The organism is Streptomyces sp. NPDC093085 (assembly GCF_040683935.1).
Lineage (GTDB): Bacteria > Actinomycetota > Actinomycetes > Streptomycetales > Streptomycetaceae > Streptomyces.
Genome location: NZ_JBFBFB010000001.1, coordinates 903,025 through 915,714 on the forward strand (window position 1 = coordinate 903,025; position 12,690 = coordinate 915,714).

The 12,690-nt window shown below is 71.1% G+C and carries 12 protein-coding genes; 7 read left to right on the forward strand and 5 right to left on the reverse strand.

Annotated features, from left to right (window positions below):
• Nucleotides 1-43: 43 nt before the first annotated feature.
• From chvE to AB0O07_RS03725, 4 genes are all read right to left on the reverse strand, one after another.
• Nucleotides 44-1,147 (reverse strand): multiple monosaccharide ABC transporter substrate-binding protein, encoded by a 1,104-nt coding sequence (gene chvE / locus AB0O07_RS03710; RefSeq protein ID WP_365626244.1) that lies wholly within the window; start codon nucleotides 1,145-1,147, stop codon nucleotides 44-46.
• A gap of 7 nt (nucleotides 1,148-1,154) precedes the next feature.
• The gene (locus AB0O07_RS03715; protein WP_365626246.1) at nucleotides 1,155-2,132 is read right to left on the reverse strand and encodes a hypothetical protein; all 978 of its coding nucleotides are present in this window, start codon (nucleotides 2,130-2,132) and stop codon (nucleotides 1,155-1,157) included.
• Nucleotides 2,133-2,298: 166 nt separating this feature from the next.
• Nucleotides 2,299-3,309 (reverse strand): alcohol dehydrogenase catalytic domain-containing protein, encoded by a 1,011-nt coding sequence (locus tag AB0O07_RS03720; RefSeq protein ID WP_365627971.1) that lies wholly within the window; start codon nucleotides 3,307-3,309, stop codon nucleotides 2,299-2,301.
• Nucleotides 3,310-3,410: 101 nt separating this feature from the next.
• Nucleotides 3,411-4,574, reverse strand: a complete 1,164-nt coding sequence (locus AB0O07_RS03725) for a mandelate racemase/muconate lactonizing enzyme family protein (RefSeq protein ID WP_365626248.1) — start codon at nucleotides 4,572-4,574, stop codon at nucleotides 3,411-3,413.
• 188 nt (nucleotides 4,575-4,762) lie between these two features.
• Here AB0O07_RS03725 and AB0O07_RS03730 point away from each other — a divergent pair, with 188 nt between their 5' ends.
• The 6 genes from AB0O07_RS03730 to AB0O07_RS03755 all read left to right on the forward strand — a co-directional run bounded on the left by AB0O07_RS03730 (nucleotide 4,763) and on the right by AB0O07_RS03755 (nucleotide 10,379).
• On the forward strand, nucleotides 4,763-5,536 hold the full coding sequence (locus AB0O07_RS03730; RefSeq protein ID WP_365626251.1) for an IclR family transcriptional regulator: 774 nt from the start codon (nucleotides 4,763-4,765) through the stop codon (nucleotides 5,534-5,536).
• 79 nt (nucleotides 5,537-5,615) lie between these two features.
• Nucleotides 5,616-6,371, forward strand: coding sequence for a GntR family transcriptional regulator (locus tag AB0O07_RS03735; RefSeq protein ID WP_365626253.1), 756 nt, complete (start codon nucleotides 5,616-5,618; stop codon nucleotides 6,369-6,371).
• Between the two features lie 353 nt (nucleotides 6,372-6,724).
• Nucleotides 6,725-7,750 (forward strand): sugar ABC transporter substrate-binding protein, encoded by a 1,026-nt coding sequence (locus AB0O07_RS03740; RefSeq protein ID WP_365626255.1) that lies wholly within the window; start codon nucleotides 6,725-6,727, stop codon nucleotides 7,748-7,750.
• Nucleotides 7,750-8,841 (forward strand): ABC transporter permease, encoded by a 1,092-nt coding sequence (locus tag AB0O07_RS03745; protein ID WP_365626258.1) that lies wholly within the window; start codon nucleotides 7,750-7,752, stop codon nucleotides 8,839-8,841. The genes AB0O07_RS03740 and AB0O07_RS03745 overlap by 1 nt, the downstream gene beginning before the upstream one ends.
• 5 nt (nucleotides 8,842-8,846) lie before the next feature.
• Nucleotides 8,847-9,725, forward strand: coding sequence for an ATP-binding cassette domain-containing protein (locus AB0O07_RS03750; protein ID WP_365626261.1), 879 nt, complete (start codon nucleotides 8,847-8,849; stop codon nucleotides 9,723-9,725).
• Nucleotides 9,726-9,920: 195 nt separating this feature from the next.
• Complete coding sequence (locus AB0O07_RS03755; protein WP_365626264.1) at nucleotides 9,921-10,379, forward strand: YchJ family metal-binding protein; 459 nt, start codon at nucleotides 9,921-9,923, stop codon at nucleotides 10,377-10,379.
• Between the two features lie 18 nt (nucleotides 10,380-10,397).
• Here AB0O07_RS03755 and AB0O07_RS03760 read toward each other — a convergent pair whose 3' ends face one another.
• Nucleotides 10,398-11,477: an ATP-dependent DNA ligase gene (locus AB0O07_RS03760; RefSeq protein WP_365626267.1), complete on the reverse strand. Its 1,080-nt coding sequence runs from the start codon at nucleotides 11,475-11,477 to the stop codon at nucleotides 10,398-10,400.
• Between the two features lie 111 nt (nucleotides 11,478-11,588).
• Here AB0O07_RS03760 and ligD point away from each other — a divergent pair, with 111 nt between their 5' ends.
• The gene (ligD, locus tag AB0O07_RS03765; RefSeq protein WP_365626270.1) at nucleotides 11,589-12,608 is read left to right on the forward strand and encodes a non-homologous end-joining DNA ligase; all 1,020 of its coding nucleotides are present in this window, start codon (nucleotides 11,589-11,591) and stop codon (nucleotides 12,606-12,608) included.
• Nucleotides 12,609-12,690: the final 82 nt, after the last annotated feature.

Sequence of the window (12,690 nt, forward strand, 5' to 3'; positions counted from 1 at the left end):
GGGGCGGCCGTCTCGGCCGCCCCCGCGGTACCGGTGGAAAGGGTCACTTCAGGTCCTCGGCCTTGAGGTAGCCGGAGTCCACCAGGTCCTTCTGGTAGTTGGACTTGTCCACACTGACCGGGGTCAGCAGGTAGGCGGGGACGACCTTGGCCTTGTTGTTGTACGACTTCTCGTCGTTGACCTCGACCTTCTCGTCCTTCAGCATGGCGTCCGTCATCTTCGCGGCCGTCTTGGCGAGCAGCCGGATGTCCTTGTAGACGGTCATCGTCTGCTGCCCCGCGATGATCGACTTCACCGAGGCGACCTCCGCGTCCTGCCCGGTGACCAGCGGGTACGGCTTCGCGGCCGTCCCGTAGCCGTCGGACCTGAGCGAGGAGAGGATGCCGATGGAGATGCCGTCGTACGGGGAGAGCACCGCGTCGACGTGCTCCGTGCCGTACGACTTGGTGAGCAGGTCGTCCATCCGCTTCTGGGCCGTGCCGCCGTCCCAGCGCAACGTGGTGACCTGGTTGAGCTGGGTCTGCCCGCTCCGTACGACGAGCCGCTTGTCGTCGAGGTACGGCTTGAGCGTCTTCATCGCGCCGTCGAAGAAGTACCGGGTGTTGTTGTCGTCCGAGGAGCCCGCGAAGAGCTCGATGTTGAACGGGCCCTTCTTGCCCTCCTTCAGCCCCAGCTTGTCGATCAGATACGTGGCCTGGAGGACGCCGACCCGCTCGTTGTCGAACGAGGCGTAGTAGTCGACGTTCTTGGTGCCGAGTATCAGCCGGTCGTACGAGATGACCTTGATGTTCTGGTCGGCGGCCTGCTGGAGCACATCGCTCAGCGCGCTGCCGTCGATGGCCGCGACGATCAGGACATCGACACCCTTGGTGATCATGTTCTCGATCTGGGCGACCTGTTGGGCAACGTTGTCTTCGCCGTACTGGAGGTCGGTCTTGTACCCGAGCTTCTTGAGCTCGGAGACCACGTTGTCACCGTCCGCGATCCAGCGCTCGGACGACTTGGTGGGCATCGAGATGCCGATGGTGGAGCCCTTGCCGCCCTTGGTGTCGTCCTTGCTGCCGCCCTCGCTGTTCTGTCCGCAGGCGGTCAGCGAGAGCGCCAGCGAGAGCGCGGTAACGGCGAGTACGGCTCGGCGAGTTCGCATGGGTGCATCAGTCCTTGTCGTCGGTCAGGGGAAAGCGGCTGAGCGGACCCGGCAGCCGGGAGCCGAGCGGCGACATGCCGCCGTCGGCGCCGTGGCGGCCGAGCAGATCGAGGACGAGCCTGCCGCGCCGCACCCGTTCCCGGGCGCTGCTGAGGGCGGTCTCGCGCAGGTGGGCACCATAGGGGTAGATGCCCGGGGACTTCGAGAGTCCGAACTTGAGATAGAGCGGGGCGCCGCGCCGGATCAGCTCCGCCGCCTCGTACATCCGGACATACCCGCCGAGGTCGTCCGGCGCCTCGATATAGAGGTCCATGGGGGCCCGGCTGACCCGGCGGATCTCGGTGAAGTGCGCGAGCGCCAGGTCCGAGGGGATGTTGACGGAGTCGGCGCCCAGCCGCTCGACGACCGCGTACGAGGCCGGGTTGACGGGGCCGATCAGCGCCGACACCTTGAGCGTGGTGTCGGCGGGCAGGATCCCCTGGGCGCGCAGCCGGTGGAGCGTCCACAGCACCCCCTCGTCCGCCACCAGCAGGCACTTGACGCCGAGTTCCGTGGCGCGTACGGCGTCCTCGACACAGCCGGCCACCGCGTCATGGCCCCGGGCGCGGAGCCCGGCGCCGCCGGAGTCGGTACGGGTCGAGCCGCCGATGTCCCAGGTGCCGCGCGGTCCGGTGAAGAGGCAGAGTTCGATGTCCCGGTCGGCGCAGGCGTCGACCATCTCGGTGATCTCGGCGTCGGTGAGCATCCATACACCGCTGCCCTGGCTGATGCGGTGGACCGGCACATCGAGCCGGGCGGACTCCTTGAGCACCTCGGCCAGGCACTCGGGGCCCTCGACGGAGGGGACTTCGGTACGCCAGAGCCCGCCGTCGGGGAAGGCGTGGACGGAGGCGTCGGCGGGGCTGGGCTCCGGCGCGGCCAGGCCGAGCGCGGCGAGCGCCTGCGCACCGGGGCGGCGGGGGAGGGGAGTTGAAGCGTCGGTCACGGACGAGTCCTTGTCTCTGGGCATATCGGGCCGCCGCCGGCCGACTTCTCGGTCGGACGCGCCGGCCGGGTGCGGTGTGCTCGGCGGAGCGGATTCTTCGAACGCGCGGGCGCGGGGTACGGCGCGTACGGCGCGGGGCGGGGCGAGGTGCCGGATAAGGGGCGGGTCATGGCCGCAGCAGCACCTTCCCGGTCGCCGGGTCGCCGCCGCCGACCAGCGCCACGGCCTCGCCGAACCGCTCCAGCGGGAACTCGTGGGTGATCAGCGGCGCCGGGTTCAGCACCCCGGAGCCGAAGGCCCGTACGGCGAAGGACCAGGCGGCCGACGGTGCCCCGAAGACCCCGTGCACGGAGAGCTGGCCGAGCGTCAGCGCCGCCGGGTCGATGCCCGTGGCGCCCGGCGCGAACATCCCGGTGAGCACCACCCGGCCGCCCCGCCGGGCCAGCGCGGTGGCCGCCGAGGCACTGGTCGGTGCCCCCGCGGTCTCCACCACCAGGTCGTACCGGCCCTGCGACTCCTTGGCCTCCTCCGGGGTGCCGGACTCCGTCGCCCCGAACTGCCGGGCGGTGGCGCCGCGTTCGGCCCGTGGGTCGACAACGGTCAGCTCGGCGGGGGAAGTTGCCGCGAGCAACTGGACGGCCAGCAGCCCGAGCGTGCCCGCGCCCACCACCGCGATCCGCTCACCCGGCTCGGGACGGGCCGTACGGACCGCCGAGGCGACCACGGCGGCCGGCTCCAGCAGGGCGGCGGCCCGCAGGTCGGCGCCGTCCGCCAGCGGGTGCAACAGCCGTGCGGGCACGACGACATGGTCGGCGAAGGCGCCGGGCACGGTGAACCCGGTCTCCGCGTACCCGCCCGTGCAGAGCGAGGTCTCGCCGGTACGGCAGCGGGCGCACGTCCCGCAGGCGCGGAACCCCTCGGCGACCGTGGCACGCCCGAGCAGCTCCGCCGCCACCCCGGGGCCGACCGCCTCGACGGTGCCCGCCCACTCATGGCCCGGGACCACCGGGTAGCGCACATACCCCGGGTCGCGGTGGCCGTCGTACACCTCCCGGTCGCTCATACAGATACCGGCGGCGGCGACCCGCACCCGGACCTCGCCGGGGCCGGGCTCCGGCACCGGGCCGGTCACCAGGCGGTGGCCGCCGGGCCGTTCGACGAGGACGGACCTGCTCACCGCCGCGCCGCCGGAGGCGAAACCACCCGCGCCGGACGCGCCCGGCGCCGTACCGGAGACGGACGCACCGGCGGAGCCGCCGGCCGCCCCGGACCCCTCGCTCACCGGTCCGCCTTCGGGTCGCGCTTCTCCCAGCCCTCGGCCCACAGGTCGAACCGCGCCTGCTGCTGCGGGAATTCGGCCGCCGCCTCCACATCGAACTCGACCCCGAGCCCCGGCGCCTGCGAGATCTCGAAGCACCCGGTCTCCGGGTCGACCTGCGGGGCGCCCTTGACGACCTTCTTGATCTCCGCGTCCGCGAAGTCGTTGAAGTGCTCAAGGATCTTGAAGTTCGGGGTGCAGGCGGCCACTTGGAGGCTCGCGGCGGTCAGCACCGAGCCGCCCACGTTGTGCGGCGCGATCAGCGTGTAGTGCGTCTCGGCGGTCGCCGCCAGCTTCCGGGTCTCCAGGATGCCCCCGATGTGGCCCACGTCCGGCTGGATGATGTCGGCGGCCTGCGACTCGAAGAGTTCCCTGAACTCGATCCGGTCGTGGATGCGTTCACCGGTCGCGATCGGCAGGTCGACCTTCCCGGCGACCTTGCTCAGCGCCTTCAGGTTCTCCGGCGGCACCGGCTCCTCCAGCCACGCCGGGGAGAACGGCGCCAGCTCGTGCGCCAGCCGTACCGCCGTGGACGGGCTGAACCGGCCGTGCATCTCCAGCATCAGCTCCGACTCGGGGCCGATCGCGTCCCGTACGGCCTCGATCAGCGCGACCGCCTCGTTGCTCGCCGCCCGGTCCAGCTCGAAGTGGCCGGTGCCGAACGGGTCGATCTTCAGGGCCCGGTAGCCGCGCGCCATCACCGCCTGGGCCGCCTTGTGGTACGCCTCGGGGGTGCGCTCGGTGGTGTACCAGCCGTTCGCGTACGCCTTGACCCGGTCGGTGACCTTCCCGCCGAGGAGCTGCCACACCGGGACGCCCAGGGCCTTGCCCTTGATGTCCCAGCAGGCCATCTCGACCACCGCGATGCCCGACATGACGATCTCTCCGGCGCGCCCGTAGTCGCCGTACTTCATCCGGCGTACGAGGTCCTCTACCGCGAACGGGTCCGAACCGCGAAGATGGTTGGCCTCGGCCTCCCGCAGATAGCCGACGAGCGCGTCCGTCCTGCCGAGCATCCGCGTCTCGCCGACCCCGGTGAGACCTTCGTCGGTGTGGACCAGGACGTAGGTGAGGTTACGCCAGGGCGTACCGACGACGTGGGTACTGATTCCGGTGATGCGCACAGCAGGTCCCCTGGGTCTCGTTCGGTATTTCGTCACATGTTCGAAATCGTGGCGTGACGGTATTCAGGCACTCCGAGGGGTGTCAATGGGTAGCGCTGCGGTTAGCCTGTGTTCGTCATTCCGGCCGACGGCCGAAGTACCGAACGACGTACGGTCGACGTACCGGACGAGAAGGGTGGTGGTCGGCCATGGGGCGGCTCGTTCCCGCGGTGACGCGGGCCCTGGACATCCTCGAACTGTTCCTGGAGGGCGACGGAACGCTCTCCGCGCCCGATGTCATCCGCAGGCTGGGGCTCCCGCGCACCACCGTGCACGAGCTGATCACCACGCTAGCGGCCCGTTCGTACCTGGCCCCGGTGCCCGGACAGCCCGGCCGCTACCGGCTCGGCGTGCGCTCGTACCAGCTCGGCAGCCGGTACGCGGAGCAGCTCGATCTGGCCGCCGAGGGCACCCAGGTTGCCCGGGAGGTCGCCGAGACCTGTGACGAGACGGTCCATGTCGCGATCCTGGAGGGGACCGACGTCATCTACATCGCGAAGGTGGACTCCACCCACGCGGTCCGGATGGTCTCCGCCGCCGGGCGCCGGCTCCCCGCCCACTGCACCTCCGTGGGGAAGATGCTGCTCGCCGCGCTCTCCGAGAGCGAGCTGACCGAGCGGATCGCGGACCACGAGTTCACCGCCATGACCCCCGACAGCATCACCGACCCCGGGGTGCTCCGCACCGAGCTGGCCGCGGTGCGGGAGCGCGGGGTGGCCGTCGAGCACCGCGAGTCCAACCCCGATGTGAGCTGTGTGGCGGCGCCGGTACGGGACCGGGCGGGCCGGGTCGTCGCCGCGCTCTCCATCTCCGTACCCATGATCCGGTGGAGCGACGAGCGCGAGGAGGAGCTCTCCCAGCTCGCGGTGAAGGGCGCGGGCGCGCTCTCCGGGCGGCTCGGCTACCGGGGCGGAGCGCCCTGATCCCCTATTGTCACAACAATCTGACGTCGAAGACGCCCGTCCCCGGGGGACGTGGCGTCCCGGCGGATATTCTCGCCGGGTGACCACGCCTGATCCCACGGACCTCAAGCTCTCGGTGAACCGGTCGAGCCCGGTGCCCCTCTACTACCAGCTCGCCCAGCAGCTGGAGAGCGCCATCGAGCACGGCCGGCTCGCCCCGGGCAGCCTCCTCGGCAACGAGATCGAGCTGGCGGGGCGGCTCGGCCTCTCCCGCCCCACCGTCCGGCACGCGATCCAGTCGCTGGTCGACAAGGGGCTGCTGGTCCGCCGCCGGGGCATCGGCACCCAGGTCGTGCACAGCCAGGTCAAGCGCCCGCTGGAGCTGAGCAGCCTCTACGACGACCTGCGGGCCGCCGGCCAGAGCCCCACCACCCGGGTGCTGCGCAACGACACGGAGCCCGCCTCCGCCGAGGTCGCCGCCGCGCTCGGGGTCGCCGAGGGGAGCGAGGTCGCCGTACTGGAGCGGCTGCGGCTCAGCCACGGGGAGCCCATGGCGTATCTCCGCAACTACCTGCCGCCCGGGCTGCTGGCGCTGGAGACCGGGGAGCTGGAGGAGACCGGGCTCTACCGGCTGATGCGGGCCGTCGGGATCACCCTGCACAGCGCCCGCCAGACCGTCGGCGCGCGGAACGCCACCGAGGCGGAGGGCGAGAGCCTGGCCGAGGCGGAGGGCGCCGCGCTGCTGACGATGCAGCGCACCACGTACGACGACACGGGCCGCGCCGTCGAGTACGGCACCCATATCTACCGCGCCTCCCGTTACGCCTTCGAGTTCCAGCTCCTCGTGCAGAGCTGACCGCCCTTCCGCCGCTTCCTCCGCGTTCGCCGCTTCCTTCGCGTTCTCCGGAGCCCCGTCGACTCAGCTTCCGGGGCGGGGCGCGGAGGTGTCAATACCCTTGTCCTGACATTCAGATGTCCGGCTCTGCGGGCGTCCGCGACGTTATCGTGCTGTGACGTCCAGATGAAGTGTTGTCCTGACAAACCATTGACACCGGCGCTCCGCTGGAGTTTGCTCCAGTCCTGCAACGGCGATGTTTCCGGCCCATGGCCGACTCTCCTGGTGAGCAGGGTGCCGTGGAGCGTCTCTCCGTTGTGGTCCGGTGGGCCCTGGCCCCCTCTCCGCCGACTCACTCCGTGAGGTGCAGGACGATGAATCGCACGATCCACCCCCGCCGCTCCCGCAGGAGCCTCGCCGCGGCGGCCGTCGCTATGTCGGCGGTCCTGCTGGCCGCGGGCTGTTCCAGTCAATCCGGAGGCAAGAAGGCCGAGGAGGACCAGGGCGGCGGCGCGAAGACCGGCAAGGCGACCACCGCCCGGATGAAGATCGCGATGGTCACCCACGCGGCGGCCGGTGACACCTTCTGGGACATCGTCCGCAAGGGCGCCCAGGCGGCGGCCGACAAGGACAACGTCGAGCTGATCTACTCCGGTGACGACAAGGCCGCCGACCAGGCCAACCTGGTCCAGAACGCCATCGACCAGAAGGTCGACGGCATAGCCGTGACCGCGGCCAAACCCGATGCCATGAAGGCCGTCCTGGCCAAGGCCGAACAGGCCGGCATCCCCGTCGTCGGCTTCAACTCCGGTCTGGAGTCCTGGAAGGACCTCGGCCTCACCTCCTACTTCGGGCAGGACGAGGGCGTCGCGGGCGAGGCGCTCGGCAAGCGCCTCAACGAACTCGGCGCCAAGCACGAGATCTGCGTCATCCAGGAGCAGGGCCATGTCGGCCTGGAGGCCCGCTGCGCCGGTGTGAAGAAGACGTTCCAGGGGAAGACGGACATCCTCTACGTCAACGGCAAGGACATGCCGTCGGTGAAGTCGACCATCGAGGCCAAGCTCCAGCAGGACAAGTCGATCGACTATGTCGTCACCCTCGGCGCCCCCTTCGCGCTCACCGCGGTCCAGTCGGTCAAGGACTCCGGCAGCAAGGCCCAGGTCGCCACGTTCGACCTCAACAAGGATCTGGTCGGCGCGCTCAAGGACGGTGACATCAAGTTCGCCGTCGACCAGCAGCCGTACCTCCAGGGCTACTTGGCCGTCGACAGCCTCTGGCTCTACAAGAGCAACGGCAACTTCAGCGGCGGCGGCGCCGAACCCGTCCTGACCGGCCCCGCGTTCGTGGACGAGTCGAACATCGACAAGATCGCCCAGTTCGCCGAGAAGGGAACCCGCTGATGAGCGCGGACTCCGCGGTGAGCCAGGAGGCCGATCCGGTCCCGGCCGCGCCGGGCGCCGCGCCCCCCGCCCCGGCCAAGGACGGCCGCACCGCGCGCCGTTCGCTCGCGCACCGGCTGCTCGGCAGGCCCGAGATCGGTGCACTGATCGGCGCCGTCGCCGTCTATCTCTTCTTCTTCGCGGTCGCGCCGACCTTCCGGCAACTCGACTCGCTCAGCACGGTGCTCTACCAGTCCTCCACCATCGGCATCATGGCGCTCGCCGTGGCGCTGCTGATGATCGGCGGAGAATTCGACCTGTCGGCCGGTGTCGGCGTCATCACCTCCGCGCTCACCGCCTCCATGGTCGCCTTCCAGCTCTCCATGAATGTCTGGGTGGGCGTGCTCGTCGCGCTCGTCGTCTCCCTGGCCGTCGGCGCCTTCAACGGCTTTCTGCTGGTCAAGACGGGACTGCCGAGCTTCCTCGTCACCCTGGGCACCTTTCTGATGCTCCAGGGCGCCAACCTCGCGGTCACCAAATGGATCACCGGCAACGTGGCCACCGACTCCATCCGCGACATGGACGGCTTCGACCAGGCCAACGCGGTCTTCTCCTCCGAGATCTCCCTCGGCGGGACCAGCATCCGGATCACCGTGCTCTGGTGGATCGTCTTCGGCGTCCTGGCCACCTGGATCCTGCTCCGCACCAAGTACGGCAACTGGATCTTCGCGGTCGGCGGCAACCAGGAGAGCGCCCGCGCCGTCGGCGTCCCGGTGACCTTCACCAAGATCACCCTCTTCATGATCGTCGGCTTCACCGCCTGGTTCGTCGGCATGCACCAGCTCTTCGCCTTCAACACCGTCCAGTCCGGCGAGGGCGTCGGCAACGAACTCCTCTACATCGCCGCCGCGGTGATCGGCGGCTGCGTCCTCACCGGCGGCTACGGCTCCGCCTTCGGCCCGATGGTCGGCGCCTTCATGTTCGGCATGGTCACCCAGGGCATCGTCTACGCCAACTGGAACCCCGACTGGTTCAAATTCTTCCTCGGCGCGATGCTGCTCGTCGCCGTCCTGCTCAATCTGTGGGTACGCAAGCAGGCGACCCGGAGGTGACCCCCATGACAACTCCCACGACAGCCCAGGACCCGGCCCCCGCCGACGGCACCTCGCAGGCCGTCGTCGAACTGCGCGGCGTCGGCAAGAGCTACGGCAACATCCGCGCCCTGCACGGCGTCGACCTGGCGGTCAGGCCAGGCCGGGTGACCTGTGTGCTCGGCGACAACGGCGCCGGCAAGTCCACCCTCATCAAAATCATCTCGGGGCTGCACCAGCACACCGAGGGCGACTACCTCATCGACGGCGCGCCGGTCCGGCTCACCACCCCGCGCGACGCGCTCGACCACGGCATCGCCACCGTCTACCAGGACCTCGCGACCGTCCCGATGATGCCGGTCTGGCGGAACTTCTTCCTCGGCTCGGAGCTGACCAGGGGCCCCTGGCCGGCCCGGCGGCTCGACATCGCGCGGATGAAGTCCATCACCGACCACGAACTGCGGAACATGGGCATCGTCCTCGACGACCTCGACCAGCCCGTCGGCTCGCTCTCCGGCGGCCAGCGGCAGTCGGTGGCCATCGCCCGCGCCGTCTACTTCGGGGCCCGGGTGCTGATCCTGGACGAGCCGACCGCCGCACTCGGCGTCAAACAGTCCGGGGTGGTGCTCAAGTACATCGCCGCCGCCCGCGAACGCGGCCTCGGCGTCATCTTCATCACCCACAACCCGCACCACGCCTACATGGTCGGCGACCACTTCACGGTGCTCCGGCTCGGCACGCTCGAACTCAGCTCCGCACGCCACGAGGTCAGCCTCGAAGCGCTCACCAACCATATGGCGGGCGGCGCCGAACTCGCCGCGCTCAAGCACGAGTTGGCCCAGGTGACCGGGGTCGACACGGAGGAGCTGCCGGAGGCCGGCGAGGCAGGCAGGGGCACCGGCTGACCCGGAGGGGACGGCGCGGACCACGGCTTAGAGTGGGTACGTACGCGGCCGGCCCGGCCACCACCGGCTGGCCCCGGCCCCGTACGAGCCCACTCGGCCGGGCCCCGTACGAGGCCGCTCGACCGGCACCGTACGAGGCCGCTCGCCGCCCGTCCCGCCGTCCCGCCTTCCGACCTTCCTGGAGCACAGCGCCCCATGGCCCGCCGCCCCGCCCGCACCCGCCGCCCCGCCCCCGCCGCGCGGGCGGGGAGCGCCGTCACCGACGCTTCGCCCTGCCCCTGCGGCCACCCCGCGACGTACGGCGCCTGCTGCGGGCGCTTCCACACCGGGGCCGCCGCCCCCGCCACCGCCGAGGCGCTGATGCGCTCGCGCTACTCCGCCTTCGCCGTCCGCGACGCGGCGTACCTGCTCAGGACCTGGGCCCCGGCCACCCGCCCGGCCACACTCGACCTCGACACCGCCACCCGCTGGCAGGGCCTGGAGATCCTGGCCACCACCGAAGGCACCGCCTTCCACACCACCGGCACGGTCACCTTCCGCGCCCGCCACACCACCCCGGCAGGCCCCGGCGAGCAGCGGGAACGGAGCCGCTTCGAGCGCCACGACGGCGCCTGGGTCTACGTGGACGGCACCTTCCCCGACGGCGACGCCTGACACCGCCCCCCCCGGGGCTCACCGCGCCGGGGGCCCGCCGCCCGTCAGGACCTCGGCCAGGTCGTACCGTACGACCTCCTCCAACTGCGCGTAGGTGCAGCTCGCGGGGGTACGGTCCGGGCGCCACCGGCGGAACTGGGTGGTGTGCCGGAACCGGTCGCCCTCCATATGGTCGTACGCCACCTCGCAGACCCGCTCGGGGCGGAGCGGGATCCACGACAGGTCCTTCGTCCCCGACCAGCGGCTCGGCCCGCCGGGCAGCCGGGCGGTCTCGTGCGCGGACTCCTCCGCCCAGGCGGCCCACGGATGGCCCTCGGCCGACGCCATCCGCAGCTCCGCCAGCTCCGCCGCCAGCTCCGCGCGGCGCCGCAGCGGGAACGCGGCACAGACCCCGACATGCTGGAGGACGCCCGCCGCGTCGTACAGCCCGAGCAGGAGCGAGCCGACCACCGGGCCGCTCTTGTGCTCCCGGTACCCCGCCACCACGGTGTCGGCGGTCCGCTCGTGCTTGATCTTGTACATGGCGCGGGTGTCCGGCCGGTACGGCAGATCCAGCGGCTTCGCCACCACCCCGTCGAGCCCGGCGCCCTCGAACCGCTCGAACCACTCCCGCGCCACCTCGATGTCGGTGGTGGCGGGCGCGACATGGACGGGCGCGCGCGCGGGGGAGAGGGCCGCCTCCAGCGCCTCCCGGCGGCGCGCCAGGGCGAGGGGGAGCAGCGAGGCGTCGCCGAGGGCCAGCAGGTCGAAGGCGACGAAGTCGGCGGGGGTGCGCTCGGCGAGCAGCTCCACCCGGGAGCGGGCCGGATGGATACGCTCGGAGAGCGTCCCGAAGTCGAGCCGGTCGCCGTGGACCACCACGATCTCGCCGTCCACCACACACCGCTCGGGCAGCTCGGTACGGAACGCCGTGATCAGCTCGGGGAAGTAGCGGGCCAGCGACTTCCCGGTCCTGCTGCCGATCACCACCTCGTCCCCGTCGCGGTGCACGATCGCCCGGAAGCCGTCCCACTTGGCCTCGTACTGCATACCGGGCGGGATACGGGCGACGGACTTGGCGAGCATCGGCTTCACGGGCGGCATCACCGGCAGGTCCATGGACCGATTGTCGGCCGGATCGCCCCGTACCGCCTGATGAGGCCGTACGAGCGCGGACGCCCGGCCCGGTCCCGTGATGCGCCCCGTCCGCGCCCGGCCTAGCGTGGCCCCATGGGCGCGGGAGCTGCGGTGGAGCTGGAGGCGGGCGGCAGGACGGTACGGCTGTCCAGCCCCGACCGGGTCTACTTCCCCGCGCGCGGCTACACCAAGCTCGACGTGGCCCGCTACTACCTGGCCGTGGCGCCGGGCATCACCCGCGCGCTCCACGACCGCCCCACCACCCTCCAGCGCTTCCCCGAGGGCATCGACGGCGAGTCCTTCTTCCAGAAGCGGGCCCCGCGAAATCTCCCCGAGTGGATCCCCACCGCCCGGATCGCCTTCCCCAGCGGGCGCTTCGCCGACGAGATCTGCCCGACCGAGCCGGCCGCCGTCCTCTGGGCCGCCAACCTCGGCTGTCTCACCTTCCACCCCTGGCCGGTCCGGCGCGGCGCCACCGACCACCCCGACGAACTCCGTATCGACCTCGACCCCCAGCCGGGTACCGGCTTCGCCGACGCGGTCAGGGCCGCCCACGAACTCGACGCGTTCCTCACCGAGCAGGGGCTGCGCGGCTGGCCCAAGACGTCCGGAGGGCGCGGGCTCCATGTCTTCGTGCCGATCGAGCCGCGCTGGACCTTCACCGAGGTGCGGCGGTGTGCGATCGCCGTCGGCCATGAACTGGAGCGGCGGATGCCGGGCCAGGTCACCACCGCGTGGTGGAAGGAGGAGCGCGGCGAGCGGATCTTCGTCGACTACAACCAGACCGCCCGGGACCGCACCATCGCCTCCGCCTACTCGGTACGCCCCCTGCCGCACGCGCCGGTCTCGGCGCCGCTGCGCTGGACGGAGCTGGACGAGGTGGCGCCGGAGGACTTCGACCTGGTGACCATGGTGGCGCGGTACGCCGAAGTGGGCGACGTCCACGCGGAGATGGCGGAGACACCGTACCGGCTGGACGGGCTGCTGGAGCTGGCCGACCGCTTCGAACGCGACCACGGCCTCGGCGACCTGCCGTATCCGCCGGACCATCCGAAGATGCCGGGGGAGCCGAAACGGGTCCAGCCGAGCCGCGCCAGGTCCGAGGAGAAGTAGGTCCGAGGAGAAGCAGGGGAGTCACGGAAGCCGCGGGAGTGTGCGGGAACTGTGGGCGTCCGGCCCCGGACAGGGGTGTGTC